At 68.6% G+C, this 14,803-nt stretch carries 17 protein-coding genes; 11 read left to right on the forward strand and 6 right to left on the reverse strand.

Annotated features, from left to right (window positions below; translation table 11 throughout):
• Positions 1-13 precede the first annotated feature (13 nt).
• Positions 14-583 carry an HhH-GPD-type base excision DNA repair protein gene (locus NHL51_RS10745; protein WP_434143666.1) on the reverse strand — a complete coding sequence of 190 codons (570 nt, stop codon included), beginning with the start codon at positions 581-583 and terminating at the stop codon, positions 14-16.
• Positions 584-682: 99 nt separating this feature from the next.
• Between NHL51_RS10745 and NHL51_RS10750 the strand changes: the two genes are divergently transcribed.
• Together NHL51_RS10750 and NHL51_RS10755 are read left to right on the forward strand one after the other, a co-directional pair.
• The gene (locus tag NHL51_RS10750; protein ID WP_434143667.1) at positions 683-934 is read left to right on the forward strand and encodes a type II toxin-antitoxin system Phd/YefM family antitoxin; all 252 of its coding nucleotides are present in this window, start codon (positions 683-685) and stop codon (positions 932-934) included.
• Positions 934-1,188 carry a Txe/YoeB family addiction module toxin gene (locus tag NHL51_RS10755; RefSeq protein ID WP_434143669.1) on the forward strand — a complete coding sequence of 85 codons (255 nt, stop codon included), beginning with the start codon at positions 934-936 and terminating at the stop codon, positions 1,186-1,188. Before NHL51_RS10750 ends, NHL51_RS10755 begins: the two co-directional genes overlap by 1 nt.
• Positions 1,189-1,204: 16 nt before the next feature.
• On the opposite strand, the gene NHL51_RS10760 is transcribed toward NHL51_RS10755, so the two are convergent.
• From NHL51_RS10760 to pepN, 5 genes are all read right to left on the reverse strand, one after another.
• On the reverse strand, positions 1,205-2,014 hold the full coding sequence (locus NHL51_RS10760) for a phosphotransferase (RefSeq protein ID WP_434143670.1): 810 nt from the start codon (positions 2,012-2,014) through the stop codon (positions 1,205-1,207).
• Positions 2,015-2,113: 99 nt separating this feature from the next.
• The gene (locus NHL51_RS10765; protein WP_434143672.1) at positions 2,114-3,709 is read right to left on the reverse strand and encodes an isocitrate lyase; all 1,596 of its coding nucleotides are present in this window, start codon (positions 3,707-3,709) and stop codon (positions 2,114-2,116) included.
• A gap of 209 nt (positions 3,710-3,918) precedes the next feature.
• Complete coding sequence (locus NHL51_RS10770; protein ID WP_434143674.1) at positions 3,919-4,392, reverse strand: globin; 474 nt, start codon at positions 4,390-4,392, stop codon at positions 3,919-3,921.
• Complete coding sequence (locus NHL51_RS10775; RefSeq protein ID WP_434143676.1) at positions 4,389-5,303, reverse strand: mechanosensitive ion channel family protein; 915 nt, start codon at positions 5,301-5,303, stop codon at positions 4,389-4,391. Before NHL51_RS10775 ends, NHL51_RS10770 begins: the two co-directional genes overlap by 4 nt.
• On the reverse strand, positions 5,304-7,880 hold the full coding sequence (pepN, locus tag NHL51_RS10780) for an aminopeptidase N (protein ID WP_434143678.1): 2,577 nt from the start codon (positions 7,878-7,880) through the stop codon (positions 5,304-5,306). It abuts the gene before it with no gap.
• 79 nt (positions 7,881-7,959) lie between these two features.
• Here pepN and NHL51_RS10785 point away from each other — a divergent pair, with 79 nt between their 5' ends.
• The 9 genes from NHL51_RS10785 to rdgB all read left to right on the forward strand — a co-directional run bounded on the left by NHL51_RS10785 (position 7,960) and on the right by rdgB (position 14,684).
• On the forward strand, positions 7,960-8,598 hold the full coding sequence (locus tag NHL51_RS10785; protein WP_434143680.1) for a mycothiol-dependent nitroreductase Rv2466c family protein: 639 nt from the start codon (positions 7,960-7,962) through the stop codon (positions 8,596-8,598).
• A gap of 10 nt (positions 8,599-8,608) precedes the next feature.
• A complete protein-coding gene (locus tag NHL51_RS10790; RefSeq protein WP_434143682.1) occupies positions 8,609-9,100 on the forward strand; it encodes a ribose-5-phosphate isomerase in 492 nt (163 codons plus the stop codon).
• A complete protein-coding gene (locus tag NHL51_RS10795) occupies positions 9,100-10,113 on the forward strand; it encodes an Fpg/Nei family DNA glycosylase (protein ID WP_434143684.1) in 1,014 nt (337 codons plus the stop codon). The genes NHL51_RS10790 and NHL51_RS10795 overlap by 1 nt, the downstream gene beginning before the upstream one ends.
• A gap of 365 nt (positions 10,114-10,478) precedes the next feature.
• Positions 10,479-10,826, forward strand: a complete 348-nt coding sequence (rplS, locus tag NHL51_RS10800) for a 50S ribosomal protein L19 (RefSeq protein ID WP_434143686.1) — start codon at positions 10,479-10,481, stop codon at positions 10,824-10,826.
• Positions 10,827-11,034: 208 nt separating this feature from the next.
• Complete coding sequence (gene lepB / locus NHL51_RS10805) at positions 11,035-11,775, forward strand: signal peptidase I (protein ID WP_434143688.1); 741 nt, start codon at positions 11,035-11,037, stop codon at positions 11,773-11,775.
• Positions 11,776-11,780: 5 nt separating this feature from the next.
• Entirely contained in the window at positions 11,781-12,416 is a 636-nt protein-coding gene (locus NHL51_RS10810; protein ID WP_434143689.1) for a ribonuclease HII, read from the forward strand.
• A 32-nt stretch (positions 12,417-12,448) separates the two neighbouring features.
• Complete coding sequence (gene murI, locus NHL51_RS10815; RefSeq protein ID WP_434143940.1) at positions 12,449-13,276, forward strand: glutamate racemase; 828 nt, start codon at positions 12,449-12,451, stop codon at positions 13,274-13,276.
• Between the two features lie 53 nt (positions 13,277-13,329).
• Positions 13,330-14,085 carry a ribonuclease PH gene (gene rph / locus NHL51_RS10820; protein ID WP_434143691.1) on the forward strand — a complete coding sequence of 252 codons (756 nt, stop codon included), beginning with the start codon at positions 13,330-13,332 and terminating at the stop codon, positions 14,083-14,085.
• A complete protein-coding gene (gene rdgB / locus NHL51_RS10825; protein ID WP_434143693.1) occupies positions 14,082-14,684 on the forward strand; it encodes an RdgB/HAM1 family non-canonical purine NTP pyrophosphatase in 603 nt (200 codons plus the stop codon). The genes rph and rdgB overlap by 4 nt, the downstream gene beginning before the upstream one ends.
• Positions 14,685-14,803: the final 119 nt, after the last annotated feature.

Genomic DNA, 14,803 nt, shown 5'->3' on the forward strand with positions numbered 1-14,803 from the left:
ATGCCCGTGCTGCTCAGCCGCGCTTCGCGGCGGCTTTCGCGGCGCGCTTCGCCTCGCGCACCAGCAGCAGCGTCTCGGGCGACGTGATGTCCGCCACGCTCATGTGCGTGCCCTCGGCGCCGTACGGGGCGGAGGCCTCGCGCCACCCGGCCCCGTCGAAGCCGACCTGCTTGCCGAGCAGGGCGAGAAAGATCTTGGCCTTCTGATCGCCGAAGCCGGGCAGTGACTTGAGTCGCTTCAGCACTGTCCTGCCGTCGGGGGAGCCCTGCGTCCAGATCGCCGCGGCGTCGCCGCCCCACTCATCGATCAGCCCTTGGCAGAGTTTCTGCACGCGCGCCGCCATCGACCCGGGGAAGCGGTGCACGGCCGGGGTCTGCTTGAACGCCGCCTCGAAGTCGTCGGGATCGATCGAAGCGAGGTGCTCGGCCGTGATATCGCCGAGGCGCTGCTGCATTTTGAGCGGCCCGGCGAAGGCGACCTCCATCGCGACCTGCTGGTCGAGCAGCATGCCGATGAGCAGGGCGAGCGGGTTCTCGGTGAGCAGTCGGTCGGCTGCGACGTCGTCGGTGAGGTGGATATCCATGCCGTCAGTATCGCATCGATCGTTTGCGGTGTCGTCGTAACATCATTCGCGCAAGTGGTACCATAAAGACGTACAATTTGTTGAGAGGCGGGGTCGGTCATGTCAATCACCGTGAGCGAGGCTCGACGCACACTCTTTCCGCTGATCGAGCGCGTCAACGCCGACCGCGACGCCGTCGAGATCGTCTCTCGAAAAGGCAACGCCGTCTTGATGCCCGCCGACGAGTACGCAGCATGGCAGGAGACCGCGTACCTGTTCCGCTCGCCGGCGAATGCGCGCAGGCTGCTCGATTCCTACGAGCGCGCACGTACCGGAGGTGCTGAGGAACACGAGCTCGATAGAGACGAATGATGCGCCTGTCGTGGGACCGATCGGCATGGGAAGACTACAAGCACTGGCAGACCGCGGATCGACGAGTGCTGAAGCGCATCAATACGCTCCTCGATGCCTGCCTGCGCGACCCGTTCGAGGGGATCGGGAAACCCGAGCAGCTCAAGTACGGTGCGCAGGGAGCGTGGTCGCGGCGCATCACCGAGGAGCACCGTCTCGTGTACCTCGTGGACGGCGACGATCTCATCATTCTGCAGGCGCGATACCACTACTGAGCGTGAGGCGGTCGGGCTACTCCGCGTTCCAGAGCCCGCGGTAGAAGTCGATGCGCGCCGGGTCGGGCTCAGCGCCGTAGGCTTCCCAGAAGACCGCCTCGTCGTAATCTGCGTAGTTCCATTCCAGCGACATCGTGATCACGGCGAGGTCGGCCCAGCGGTCGGCGACGCCGAGCCGCCCGAGGTCGACGTGGGCGAGAAACGACCCGTCAGCGGCGATGAGGGTGTTCGGTGCGCACGGGTCGCCCTGGCAGACGACGAGCCGGTCGATGGGCGGCACCGGCCCGAGGGCTTCGGCGTCGACTCCCGCGGCGGCGATGCGATACTCGACGCTCCAGTCGAACGGGCAGCCGGTGACGGGCGTCGCGTGCAGCCGGCGCAGTCCGTCGCCAAGGGCGCGCAGCGCCGTCCCGGGGTCGCGCTTCCAGCGCTCCGCCACCGCCGAGGCGCCGGGCAGCGCGCGCGTCAGCATCACCTCCTCGCCGCCGTCCGCGATGAGCTCGACAACGGTCGGCGCCGAGTGGCGGCCGCGCAACCAGCGCAGGCGCTCCGCTTCGGCGGAGAGCGACTCGCCCGACCCGGCCGGGTTCCACTTCGCAAAGAACTTCGCGGCGGGGCGATCCCTGTCGAGAGGCCCGCCCGAACCGCCGCCCACCGCGAACGTCAGGCCGCCGACGCCATTGCGCCACACCGGGCGCAGCCGCGCATCGCCGAGAGCGCGGGCTGCGAGCGCGCGCCGCACGGCGGCCGGCACCGGCATCATCTCGGGCGGCGGGCCGGCGAGACCGGACGGCACGGGCCGCGAACCGGCAGGGGAGGAGCTCATACCGTTCAGGCTAAGCCACGACCGCGAAGCGGGGGCCGCAGCCGAAGCCGCGACCCCCGCCCGGGTGCTTCCGATCGGCTCTGCGATCGGAGAGGATGATCAGCCGAACTGGTTCATCGTGTTGTCCTTGCCGCCCGCCTTGAGTGCGGCCTCGCCGGCGAAGTACTCCTTGTGGTTGTCGCCGATATCGCTGCCCGCCATGTTCTGGTGCTTCACCGTCGCGATGCCCTGACGGATCTCTTCGCGCTGCACGTCGCGCACGTAGGTCAGCATGCCTTCGTCGCCGAAGTAGCCCTTCGCGAGGTTGTCGGTCGACAGCGCCGCCGTGTGGTAGGTCGGCAGGGTGATGAGGTGGTGGAAGATGCCGGCGCGAGCCGACGCGTCCTTCTGGAAGGTGCGGATCTTCTCATCGGCGAGGCGCGCGAGCTCGGTCGCGTCGTACTCGACGCTCATGAGCTTGTCGCGATCGTACGCCGACACGTCCTGTCCCTCTTCGGTCATCTGATCGAAGGCCTGCTGGCGGAAGTTGAGCGTCCAATTGAACGACGGGCTGTTGTTGTAGACGAGCTTCGCGTTCGGCACGACCTCGCGGATGCGGTCGACCATCCCGGCGATCTGCTCCACGTGCGGCTTCTCCGTCTCGATCCACAGCAGATCCGCACCGTTCTGCAGCGACGTGATGCAGTCGAGCACCACGCGATCCTCACCGGTGCCCGTGCGGAACTGGTACAGGTTCGAGGCGAGGCGCTTCGGGCGCAGCAGCTTGCCGTCGCGCTTGATGACGACGTCGCCGTTACCGAGATCGGCCTCCGAGATCTCCTCGACGTCGAGGAACGAGTTGTACTGGTCGCCCAGGTCGCCCGGGGTCGTGCTGACGGCGAGCTTCTGCGTGAGGCCGGCGCCGAGCGAATCGGTGCGGGCCACGATCACGCCGTTGTCGATGCCGAGTTCGAGGAAGGCGTAGCGGATGGCGTTCAGCTTCGCGATGAAGTCCTCGTGCGGCACGGTGACCTTGCCGTCCTGGTGGCCGCACTGCTTCTCGTCGGAGACCTGGTTCTCGATCTGCAGCGCGCACGCACCGGCCTCGATCATCTTCTTCGCGAGCAGGTACGTCGCCTCGGGGTTGCCGAAGCCGGCGTCGATGTCGGCGATGATCGGCACCACGTGGGTCTCGTAGTTGTCGATCTGCGACTGGATGAACTCGGCCGCCGTGTCGTCGCCGGCGCGGCGGGCGTCGTCGAGCTGCGAGAACAGCAGGTCGAGCTCGCGGGCGTCGGCCTGGCGCAGGAAGGTGTAGAGCTCCTCGATGAGGTCGGGCACCGAGGTCTTCTCGTGCATGGACTGGTCGGGGAGCGGGCCGAACTCAGAGCGCAGCGCCGCGACCATCCAGCCCGAAAGGTAGAGGTAGCGCTTGTTCGTGCTCTTCAGGTGCTTCTTGATCGAGATCAGCTTCTGCTGGCCGATGAAGCCGTGCCAGACGCCGAGCGACTGCGTGTAGACCGACGAGTCGCCGTCGTACTCGGCCATGTCCCGGCGCATGATGTCGGCCGTGTACTGGGCGATCTCGAGCCCGGTCCTGAAACGGTTCTGCGCACGCATGCGTGCGACGTACTCGGGATTGATCGCATCCCAGCCTGCGCCGCCCTGCTGCTTGAGCTCCTGAACTGCTGCGATGTTGTCTTGGAAGGCGGTCATCGTTGATTCCTTTGCGTGGTGGCTGCTCGCCCGCCGGTGCTGCGGGGAGTTGGGCTACTTCCACTTTGGGGCACGAATCATGACCGAATCGCACATTTCAGGGGTGAATTAATCGAGTATTTCTGCTTTCTGAAATTGACTGCGAGATGTGCGGCGCCAGGGATCGCCTCGCGTGCTCCCCGTCGCCGCTCGATCGCATGAGCGGCGCGCTACTCGAGGCGATTCACCATGGCGGTCGCCGCGCGGTCGACGTAGTCCCGGAACGGGGCATCGTAGATCGGCGGCAGGGCGACCTCGTCGAGTGCGGCGTTCATGTGGTGCAGCCAGCGGTCGCGCGCCCGCGGCGTGACGGGGAACGCGACGTGCCGCATGCGCAGTCTCGGGTGCCCGCGCTGCTCCGAATAGGCGGTGGGGCCGCCCCAGTACTGCTCGAAGAAGGTGCGCAGCCGCCAGATCGCGCCCTCCCAGTCGTCCTGCGGGTACATGAAGTTGAGCTCGGGGTCTTCGCGCACGCCGGCGTAGAAGGCGCGCACGAGCCTCTCGAAGGTCTCGGTGCCGCCGACCCGGTGCCAGAAGGTCTCGGTCAGCGCATCGCCGTCGATTCCCGATCGGAGCGTCAGGTTCGGTGCGGGCGCGACGCCTTCGGTCGCCGCGCGCTCACCGGGAACGGGCTGTTCGGTCATGCCGTGCCTCCTGGGAATCGGGGGAGCTCTTCGGCCAGCTTGATGCCGGCCTCGTTGAAATGCCGTACGAGCGAGGCGCGGAGCGCGCGCTGCACCGCCCATTGCGCCTCCGGGCGCGTGCGCACCGCGAGGCGCAGTGTCGCGCGGTCGCCGAAGGCGCTCTCGACGCCCCAGACCTCGGGCTCGCTCGTCACCTTGCGCGCGATTTCGGGGCTGGAGCGGATCGCGCGCGCCGCATCGATGGCGGTCTGCTCGACCTTCTCGAGGTCGCTATCGGCCCGCACGGTGATGTCGATGAGGGCGCGCCCCCAGCCCTGCGACGAGTTGCCGAGGGTGAGGATCTCGCCGTTGCGGATGAACCAGAGCGTGCCGTCCATCGCACGCACGCGGGTGACGCGGATGCCCACGTCCTCGACGGTGCCGCTGACCTCGCCGATCTGCACGATGTCGCCGACGCCGAGCTGATCCTCGAACACCATGAAGATGCCGTTCAAGATGTCTTTCACGATGTTCTGCGCGCCGAAGGCGAGACCCGCGGCAACGATGCCCGCTGAGGTGAGCACGGCACCGAGATTCACGCCCATGGTGCCGAGGATGAGGATCAGCGCGATGACGACGATCGTCCACGTGATGACCGCGCGGCCGACGGTGCCGAGCGTGCGGGTGCGCTGCACGGCGCGCGCGTTCACGTACGGGGAGGCCTGGATCTCGGACGTCGTATCGACATCCTGCGCCTTCTTGACCCCTCGCACGATCTGCGTCACGGTGCGCATGAGCAGGCGCCGCAGCACCCAGTTCAGCAGCACCGCGACGATGATGATGCCGAGCACCGTGAGCGGCGCCTGGTAGGTGTGCAGGAACGACACGAACGCGTTCGTCACGACTTCCTCCACCTGGTCGACACCGTCCACCTAGCCCTCCGCGCCGTTCGCGGCGCGGTCGGCGGCCTGTGCGACGAGCGCGCGCTCGACGCCGGCGAGATGCTCGATGATGAGACGCCGCAGCGCCGCCGGGGCCTCGGGGTTCGCGTCGAGCCACCCGCGGGTCGTCTCCGCGAGCTCCGCGCTCGCCAGTGGCGACGGGTAGAAGCCGTCGATCAGCTCCTCCGCGATCGCGTAGCTGCGCGACTCCCACACGCGGTTCAGCGCCGAGAAGTACTGCTCCACGAACGGCGTCAGCAGCGCGAGGTCGGCGGTGTGCAGGAACCCGAGCCCGGTCGAGCGGATGACGAGGTTCGATGCGCCCGGCGCGCCGAACGTCGACTCCCAGGCCGCCTGCTTGTCCGCGAGCGTCGGCAGAGCGGCGCGCGCGTGGGCCGCGGAGCGCTCGCCGCTCGCGGTGCGATCGTCGGCGAGGGCCGCATCGATCTCCTCGGCCGTCGCACGGCCGCCGGCGGCGAGCGCGATGAGCAGCTCCCAGCCGAGATCGGTGTCGATGTCGAGGCCGTCGAGCGAGACCGACTCGTCGAGCAGCTGCATCACGCGATCGAGCTGCGCATCCGTGCGTGCCAGCTGAGCGAACACGCGCACGAACTGGAACTGGTTGTCCGAGCCGGCCGCCGCAGCGCCCGAGAGCTCCCACAGCCGATCGGCGACGCGTGCCACGGCCGAGTCGCTTCGCGACGGGTCGACGTAGTTCTCGGCCGCGAGCGAGACCTGCTGCAGCAGCGTGCGCAGCGTGGTCGACGCGGTCTCGCGGTCGATGTGGCGCAGCACGATGTCGATGAACCGCGAGGCCGGGAACTCGCCGTCGCGCGTCGCATCCCAGAGCGTGCCCCAGACCAGTGACCGCGGCAGCGACTCCTCGAAGTCCCCGAGATGCGCAGCTGCCGTCTCGAGCGACGCCTCGTCGAGACGGATCTTCGCATAGCTGAGGTCGTCGTCGTTGAGCAGCAGCAGGTCCGGCCGATCGGCGCCGACGAGCTCGGGCACCTCGGTCAGCGCGCCGTCGATGTCGAGCTCGACGCGCTTGGTGCGGCGCAGCACCCCGCCCTCGAGCGAATAGAAGCCGACGGCGATGCGGTGCGGGCGAAGCGTCGGGTACTCGTCGTTCGCGCTCTGCGAGATCGCGAATGCCGTGTAGCGGCCATCGCCGTCGATCTCGAAGACCGGGCGCAGCGTGTTGACGCCGGCGGTCTCGAGCCACAGCTGCGACCACTCGGCGAGATCGCGCCCACTGCGGGCCTCGAGCTCGACGAGCAGGTCTCGCAGCTCGGTGTTCGCGTGATGGTGCTTCACGAGGTAGTCGTGCACACCCGCCATGAAGGGCTCGCGGCCCACCCAGGCGACGAGCTGCTTCAGTACGGACGCGCCCTTCGCATAGGTGATGCCGTCGAAGTTGACGAGCACATCCTCGAGGTCGCGGATCGGCGCGACGATCGGGTGCGTCGACGGCAGCTGATCCTGCCGGTACGCCCACGACTTCTCGCTCGCCACGAACGTCGTCCAGCACTCCGACCACTCCGTCGCCTCGGCGGTCGCGAGGGTCGACATGTACTCGGCGAACGACTCGTTCAGCCACAGATCGTTCCACCAGCGCATGGTCGCGAGATCGCCGAACCACATGTGGGCGAGCTCGTGCAGGATGGTGACGACCCGGCGCTCGCGCATCGCGTCGGTGACCTGGCTGCGGAACACGTACGCTTCGGTGAAGGTCACCGCGCCCGCGTTCTCCATCGCGCCGGCGTTGAACTCGGGCACGAACATCTGGTCGTACTTGTCGAAGGGGTACGGGTAGTCGAACTGACCCTCGAAGAACGCGAAGCCCTCGCGGGTCTTGTCGAAGATGTAATCGGCGTCGAGGTGCTCCGCGAGCGACTCGCGGCAGAAGACGCCGAGCGGGATGGTGCGGCCGTCGATGCTCTCGAGCTCCGAGCGCTCGACGTGGTACGGGCCGGCGACGATCGCCGTGATGTAGCTCGAGATGACCGGAGTCGGCTCGAACTTCCAGGTGGCGATGGCCTCGCCGTTCGCCTCGCCCGCCGCATCCGGTTCGGGCGTCGGCTGATTGCTGATGACCTCCCAGCGCGCGGGCGCCGTCACCGAGAAGGTGAAGGTCGCCTTCAGGTCGGGCTGCTCGAACACCGCGAACACGCGCCGTGAATCGGGCACCTCGAACTGCGAGTAGAGATAGACCTCGCCGTCGACCGGGTCGACGAAGCGGTGCAGGCCTTCGCCGGTGTTCGTGTACGCCTGGGTCGACGCGATGGTCAGCGTGTTCTCGGCGGCGAGACCTGGCAGCCGCACCCGCGAATCGGCGAAGACCTCGGCCGGGTCGAGCAGCTCGCCGTTCAGCTCGACGCTCTCGACCGCATCGGCGATGAGATCGATGAAGGTCTCGGCGCCCGGCTCGGCTGCGAACCGCACCGTCGTCACTGCGGCGAACGTCTCCGCCGAGGTCGTGAGGTCGAGCGCCACCTCGTAGCTCTCCGTACGGACGATGGCCGCCCGCTCCTGGGCTTCGGCGCGGGTGAGATTCGTTCCTGGCACTGTGCACTCCTGAAGATGTCGAATAGGCGGCAACCGATCCCTCCACCCTATTCCCGTGAGCTATGGCTACGCTGAAGCCATGAGCGAAACAATTGCACGGTCAGAGCAGCCCGAAGTCGAGTTCTGGTTCGATCCGAGCTGCCCCTGGTGCTGGATGACGAGCCGCTGGGCGAGCGAAGTCGCCGAGGCCCGCGGCTTCACCATCGCCTGGCACCCGATCAGCCTGACGGTCATCAACGAGGGCCGCGACGACCGCCATGCCGAACTGCACCTTCAAGGGCACCGCTGCGGCCGCGTCATCGAGGCCGCGCGCACCTCGGTCGGCCCCGAGGCCGTCGCCGCGCTCTACACCGAGATCGGCACGCGCCGCCACCCCGGCGGGCGCGACGACTTCGATGCGATCATCGCCGAGGCGCTCGCCGCGACCGGCCTCGACGCCTCACTCGCGGCCGCCGCGGACGACGAGCAGTACGACGCGCAGCTGCGCGCGAATACCGCCCACGCCCTCGAGATCGCCGGCCCCGACGTCGGTGTGCCGATCATCTCGATCGACGGCGTCGCGTTCTTCGGCCCGGTCGTGACCCCGGCACCCACCGGCGATCTGGCGCTGCAGCTGTGGGACGGCATCCGCGCCGCGGCGAGCGTGCCCGGCTTCTACGAACTCAAGCGCGGTCGCACCGTCGGCCCGCAGTTCTCGGCGCCCTTCGCTTCTCGCTAGGATCGAGCCCATGCGCATTCACGTTGCCACCGACCACGCCGGCCTCGAGTTCAGCCAGCAGCTGCAGCAGCATCTGCGCGACCAGGGGCACGAGGTGATCGACCACGGCCCGGCCGAATACGATGCGCTCGACGACTACCCGTCGTTCTGCATCAATGCGGCGCTCGGCGTGGCCCGCGATGAGGCGGCCGGCGTCGAAGCGCTGGGCGTCGTGTTCGGCGGGTCAGGCAACGGCGAGCAGATGGCGGCCAACAAGGTCGCGGGCGTGCGCGCCGCGCTCGTGTGGAACGACTCCACCGCAGAGCTCGCACGCGAGCACAACGACGCGAACGTCGTCTCGATCGGCGCGCGCCAGCACACGGTCGAGGAAGCGATGCGCTTCATCGACCTCTTCATCGCGACGCCATTCCCGGGCGACGAGCGCCACGTGCGCCGCATCGGCCAGCTCGGCGAGTACGAGCGCACCGGCGCGATCGTCGGCAAGCAGGTGGACTCCCTGTAATGCCTGAAGGGCACAGCGTCCACCGCATCGCGCGGCAGTTCGGTGCGAACTTCGTCGGCACCTCGCCCGCCGTGTCGAGCCCGCAGGGGCGCTTCGCCCAGGGGGCCGCGCTGCTCGACGGGCGGCGCATGCTCGACGCGCGCGCCGTCGGCAAGCAGATGTTCCTCGAGTTCGAGGGCGACCGCTGGCTGCGCGTGCATCTCGGCATCTACGGGGCCTGGGATTTCGCGGGCGACGTCAGGGTCGACCCGTCGATCATGATCCACGGCATGGGTGATACGCACCTGAAGTACGGGCGGTACGGGCAGACGGGGGAGTACACCCGCGTCGGCGGAGCCCGCCTGATCGATCGCGACGCCGAGGACTCGGTGACATCGATCGGCGCCCCGCGCCGCACGAGGGTGCGGATGGCGGAGAACGAGAAGGAGAGCGAGATCTCGGGCGCTTTCCCACCCGAACCCGTCGGCCAGGTGCGGGTGAGGCTGCTGAACGAGAGCGTGTGCGCCGACCTGCGCGGCCCGACCGCCTGCGAGGTGCTCTCGCCGGCGGAGGTCGACGCCGTGATGATGCGGCTCGGGCCCGACCCGGCGAACGCGAACACCGCCGCCGAGAAGCAGCGTTTCATCGAGCGCGCCGCGAAGAAGCGCACGCCGATCGGCCTCGTGCTCATGGACCAGTCGATCGTCGCGGGCATCGGCAACATCTATCGGGCCGAGATGCTCTTCCGTGCGGGGCTCGACCCGCATGCCCCCGCCAACACGCTCGACCGCACGGTGCTCGAAGCGCTCTGGGACGACTGGGCGCACCTCCTCGAGATCGGCATCACGGTCGGCCAGATGATGACGATCGACGGTCTCGAGGGCGATGCGTACCGTCGCGCGCTCGAGGAGCGCGACGAACGGCACTGGGTGTACAAGCTCGAGGGCACCCCTTGCAAGCGCTGCGGCACGAACATCGTGCTCGAGGAGATGGGCAATCGGAAGCTCTACTGGTGCCCCGGCTGCCAGTCCTGACGCCGTGCGTCAGGTGAACGGCCATTTCTGGCCGTTCATGCAGCCGCCGAGGCCGTCTCGGTCTCGGTGTAGCGCCCTGCGCAGTGCGGGCGCGTGCTGCCAGTCCTGACGCTGTGCGTCAGGTGAACGGCCATTTCTGGCCGTTCATGCAGCCGCCGAGGCCGTCTCGGTCTCGGTGTAGCGCCCTGCGCAGTGCGGGCGCGTGCTGCCGGACGTGATCACCGCGCGCGGAGTGTGGCATAATAGATCCTTGTGCCACGGCGCGACGCTGCCGCGAGGGTTTCGCACGGTCCGTGAACGCACACCCATACTTTGAATACGATATTCCGCGTTCCGACTTGCGGCGGGCGCAGAGAGAGACTGAAATGCAGAAGCTCGACCACGTCGATGCCGCGTCGCTCAAGAGCGACATCCCCGAGTTCCGCGCCGGCGACACCGTCAAGGTGCACGTGAACATCGTCGAGGGCAACCGCTCGCGTGTCCAGGTGTTCCAGGGCATCGTCATCTCCCGTCACGGCGAGGGCGTTCGCGAGACCTTCACCGTTCGCAAGATCAGCTTCCAGGTGGGCGTCGAGCGCAAGTTCCCGGTCCACTCGCCCGCGATCGACAAGATCGAGGTCGTGACCCGCGGCGATGTGCGCCGTGCGAAGCTCTACTACCTGCGCGGCCTCACCGGCAAGAAGGCCAAGGTCAAGGAGAAGCGCGAGTTCTAATCGCGTTCCCCGCAGTACCGCATGCGACGTTCTCAGGCTCCCCTCGAATAATGATGGGAGCCTGAAGCGTCTGTACGGGCTGCAACCGGCGCCGATCGAGTGCGACGCCGGCAGATGCCGTCCGGTCGCCCTCGCAGGCGGCCGGACGGCAGACGGATGCCGATCAGTGGATGCGCCCGAGCGGGCCCTCCGGGACAGGAGCAAGAGTATGGGCGAGTCCGGTTCGCGGAGTCGGAACGGGGTGCTGTCGTTCCTGCGCGATCTCATCGTCATCCTCGTCGTGGCGTTCCTCGTCTCGTTCATGCTGAAGACGTTCCTCGTACGCAGCTTCTACATCCCATCGGTGTCGATGGAGCAGACGCTGCAGGTGAACGATCGCATCCTCGTCAACCAGCTCGTGCCCGAGGTGAGCGACGTGCAGCGCGGCGACATCATCGTGTTCAAGGATCCGGGCGGCTGGCTGCATCCGAGCAGCGCACTGCCGCCGCAGGGCCTCGAGAAGCTGCTGCAGGCCGTCGGGCTCGCGGCCGATACGAGCGCGGAGTACGTCGTCAAGCGCGTCATCGGCGTCGGCGGCGACCGCGTCGAATGCTGCGATGCCGACGGCCGTGTCATGGTCAACGGCGTGCCGCTCGATGAGCCCTACATCGTCATCCCCGAGGGCGAGACGCGCGCCTCGGCGATCGACTTCAGCGTCGAGGTGCCCGAGGGCTCCGTCTGGGTGATGGGCGACAACCGCTACCAGAGCAAGGATTCCCGTTACAACCAGGATCAGCCGGGCAAGGGCTTCGTGCCCGAGGACGAGATCGTCGGCCGCGCCTTCGTGCTGAACTGGCCGTTCTCGCGCTTCACCTGGTTCACCCGGCCCGACGCGACGTTCACGGGCGTCGACGAGGCGCGGGCCGCCGCGGAGTCGATGAACCCGCAGCCGGCTCCCGCCGGCGAATGATCCCGATGGGCGAGTCGAAGGATCCGACGCTCGAGTTCGAGGCGCAGCTGTTCGACGCCGGCTATCCGTTCGTCATCGGTCTCGACGAGGTCGGCCGCGGTGCGGTGGCGGGCCCGGTCGCGGTCGGCGCGCATGCGATTGCCGCAGGCGTTCGCGAGTTCCCGACGGGGCTGCGCGATTCGAAGCTCCTGAGCGAGAAGAAGCGCGAGACGCTCGCCCCGGTCGTCGCCGATTGGGGCCTCGGAGTCGTCGGCTTCTCGAGCGCCGCCGAGATCGACGCGTCGGGCATCACCGCGATGCTCGGCGAAGCCGCGCGCCGGGCGCTGCTCGAACTGCACGGCCTCGGCATCCCGGTCGATCGGGCGGCCATCATCCTCGACGGCTCGCACGACTGGCTGACGCCCGTGCTCAGGTCGCCGCTCGACGTGCGCACCCGCGTCGGGGCCGACCGATCCTGCGCCAGCGTCGCGGCGGCATCGGTGCGGGCGAAGGTCGCCAGGGATCGCGTCATGCGCGAAGCCGACGCCGAGCATCCGGGCTACGCCTGGGCCTCGAACAAGGGCTACGGCGCGAAGGCCCATTACGCCGGCATCGCCGATCTCGGCCTCACCGATCTGCATCGCCGCACGTGGATCAAGTAGCCGGCAGGGCGGCGCGATAGGCTGTTCGGGTGATGAATCTCGACCCGGAAGCGCCGATCGGCGTCTTCGACTCGGGCGTCGGCGGCCTGACCGTCGCGCGCGCGATCAGGGATCAGCTGCCCGGCGAGTCGATGATCTACGTCGGCGACACGGCGCGCACCCCGTACGGCCCGAGGCCGATCGCCGAGGTGCGGCGCTTCGCGCTCGAGGTGCTCGACGGCCTCGTCGACCAGGGCGTGAAGATGCTCGTGATCGCCTGCAACACCGCATCCGCGGCGGTGCTGCGCGACGCCCGCGAGCGCTACGACGTCCCCGTGGTCGAGGTGATCGGCCCGACCGTGCGCAGTGCGGCGGCGATCACGCGCAACAAGCGCGTCGGCCTCATCGGTACGAAGGGTACGATCCAGTCGCGCGCGTACGACGACCTGTTCGCGATGCGCCCCGACATCGCCCTGAGCTCGGCCGCATGCCCCCGCTTCGTCGAGCTGGTCGAAGCCGGGCGCACGAGCGGCCCGGAGGTGATCGCGGCGGCCGAGGAGTACCTGGCCCCGCTGGTGCGGCACGGCATCGACACGCTCGTGCTCGGCTGCACCCACTACCCGTTCCTGCGCGGCGCGCTCAGCCAGGTCGTCGGTCCCGACGTCGCGCTCGTCTCGAGCGATATCGAGACCGCCAACGAGGTCTACCGCGTGCTCACCGTCCAGGGCCTGCTGCGCCCCGAGAGCGCGGGGGCGCCGGTCGTTCGCTACGAGGCCACGGGCGACGACACCGAATCGTTCGTCGAACTCGCCCGCACCATGCTGGGCATGCCGATCCCTGTCGTCGATCATCTCGCGACCGGCACCATCCGACTGCCGTAACCGACCCGCCGGTGCGCTGCACCGCCCACACCGCAACGAACCTGGAGACACCGATGAGCAACACGACCCGCGTCGACGGCCGGACCGCCGAACAGCTGCGCCCCGTGACGATCGAACGCGGCTGGAGCACGCAGGCCGAGGGCAGCGCCCTGATCTCGTTCGGCAACACGCGCGTGCTCTGCACCGCCTCGTTCACCCCCGGCGTGCCGCGCTGGCTCGCCGGCAAGGGCACCGGCTGGGTGACCGCCGAGTACTCGATGCTGCCCCGCTCGACCAACGAGCGCATGCAGCGCGAATCGGTCAAGGGCAAGATCGGCGGCCGCACCCACGAGATCTCGCGCCTGATCGGCCGCAGCCTCCGCGCAGTCATCGACATGAAGGCGCTCGGCGAGAACACGCTCGTCATCGACTGCGATGTGCTGCAGGCCGATGGCGGCACTCGCACGACCTCGATCACGGGGGCGTATGTCGCGATGGCCGATGCGATCGAGTGGGCGCGGGCCGCGGGCCATATCGCGCGCAAGGCGCAGCCGTTGAAGGACAGCGTCGCGGCCGTCTCGGTCGGGATCGTCGGCGGCGTTCCGATGACCGACCTCGCCTACACCGAGGATTCGCGCGCCGAGACCGACATGAACGTCGTCGTGACCGGTTCGGGCGACTTCGTCGAGGTGCAGGGCACCGCTGAGGGCGCACCGTTCCGCCGCGACGAGCTCGACGCACTGCTCGACCTGGCGCTCGCATCCGCGGGCGAACTGCGCGACATCCAGCAGCAGGCGCTCGCCTCGCAGGGCGCCGGGGCCGGCGCATGACCCGCCTCGTACTCGCTTCGCACAACGCCCACAAGCTCACCGAGCTGCAGCGCATCCTCGGTCCGCTCGTGCCCGGCATCGAGCTCGTCGGCTACGACGGCCCCGAGCCGGTCGAAGACGGCGTGAGCTTCGAGGAGAACGCGCTCATCAAGGCCCGCGCGGCAGCAGCCCATACGGGGCTGCCCGCCATCGCCGACGACTCGGGCATCGCCGTCGACATCCTCGGCGGCAGCCCGGGCATCTTCTCGGCGCGGTGGGGCGGACCGGCGCGCAACGACCAGGCCAATCTCGACCTGCTGCTGTGGCAGCTCACCGACGTCGCCGATGAGCACCGCGCCGCGAGCTTCGTGTGCGCCGCAGCGCTCGTCGTGCCCGGTAGCGCGGGAGCCGACCCCGACGAGGTCGTGCTGCGGGGCGTCTGGAATGGACGCGTGCTGCGCGAGGCATCGGGCGCCGGCGGCTTCGGCTACGACCCGATCTTCCAGCCCGAGGGCGAGACCCGCTCGTCGGCAGAGCTGAGCGCCGCCGAGAAGGATGCGCTCTCGCACCGCACGCGGGCCTTCACCGCCCTCGCCCCGGAGATAGCGTCACGACTGTAGACTCCACGGGTATGAGCGTTCCCGATTCGCTCCACGATCACCGGCTTGTGCGGCACCATTGCCCGGGCCAGAGTGCCCCCGCACGCGCGGTTCGCGGCACCCAACACACTGCATTCCCT

This window comes from Leucobacter sp. gxy201 (genome assembly GCF_051043335.1).
In the GTDB taxonomy this organism is placed as follows: Bacteria; Actinomycetota; Actinomycetes; order Actinomycetales; family Microbacteriaceae; genus Leucobacter.

Excerpts from the sequence above, each read along its gene's own strand:
- NHL51_RS10745 (WP_434143666.1), bottom strand. The coding sequence starts at position 583 with ATGGATATCCACCTCACCGACGACGTCGCAGCCGACCGACTGCTCACC.
- NHL51_RS10750 (WP_434143667.1), top strand. The coding sequence starts at position 683 with ATGTCAATCACCGTGAGCGAGGCTCGACGCACACTCTTTCCGCTGATC.
- NHL51_RS10755 (WP_434143669.1), top strand. The coding sequence starts at position 934 with ATGCGCCTGTCGTGGGACCGATCGGCATGGGAAGACTACAAGCACTGG.
- NHL51_RS10760 (WP_434143670.1), bottom strand. The coding sequence starts at position 2,014 with ATGAGCTCCTCCCCTGCCGGTTCGCGGCCCGTGCCGTCCGGTCTCGCC.
- NHL51_RS10765 (WP_434143672.1), bottom strand. The coding sequence starts at position 3,709 with ATGACCGCCTTCCAAGACAACATCGCAGCAGTTCAGGAGCTCAAGCAG.
- NHL51_RS10770 (WP_434143674.1), bottom strand. The coding sequence starts at position 4,392 with ATGACCGAACAGCCCGTTCCCGGTGAGCGCGCGGCGACCGAAGGCGTC.
- NHL51_RS10785 (WP_434143680.1), top strand. The coding sequence starts at position 7,960 with ATGAGCGAAACAATTGCACGGTCAGAGCAGCCCGAAGTCGAGTTCTGG.
- NHL51_RS10790 (WP_434143682.1), top strand. The coding sequence starts at position 8,609 with ATGCGCATTCACGTTGCCACCGACCACGCCGGCCTCGAGTTCAGCCAG.
- NHL51_RS10795 (WP_434143684.1), top strand. The coding sequence starts at position 9,100 with ATGCCTGAAGGGCACAGCGTCCACCGCATCGCGCGGCAGTTCGGTGCG.
- rplS (WP_434143686.1), top strand. The coding sequence starts at position 10,479 with ATGCAGAAGCTCGACCACGTCGATGCCGCGTCGCTCAAGAGCGACATC.
- lepB (WP_434143688.1), top strand. The coding sequence starts at position 11,035 with ATGGGCGAGTCCGGTTCGCGGAGTCGGAACGGGGTGCTGTCGTTCCTG.
- NHL51_RS10810 (WP_434143689.1), top strand. The coding sequence starts at position 11,781 with ATGGGCGAGTCGAAGGATCCGACGCTCGAGTTCGAGGCGCAGCTGTTC.
- murI (WP_434143940.1), top strand. The coding sequence starts at position 12,449 with ATGAATCTCGACCCGGAAGCGCCGATCGGCGTCTTCGACTCGGGCGTC.
- rph (WP_434143691.1), top strand. The coding sequence starts at position 13,330 with ATGAGCAACACGACCCGCGTCGACGGCCGGACCGCCGAACAGCTGCGC.
- rdgB (WP_434143693.1), top strand. The coding sequence starts at position 14,082 with ATGACCCGCCTCGTACTCGCTTCGCACAACGCCCACAAGCTCACCGAG.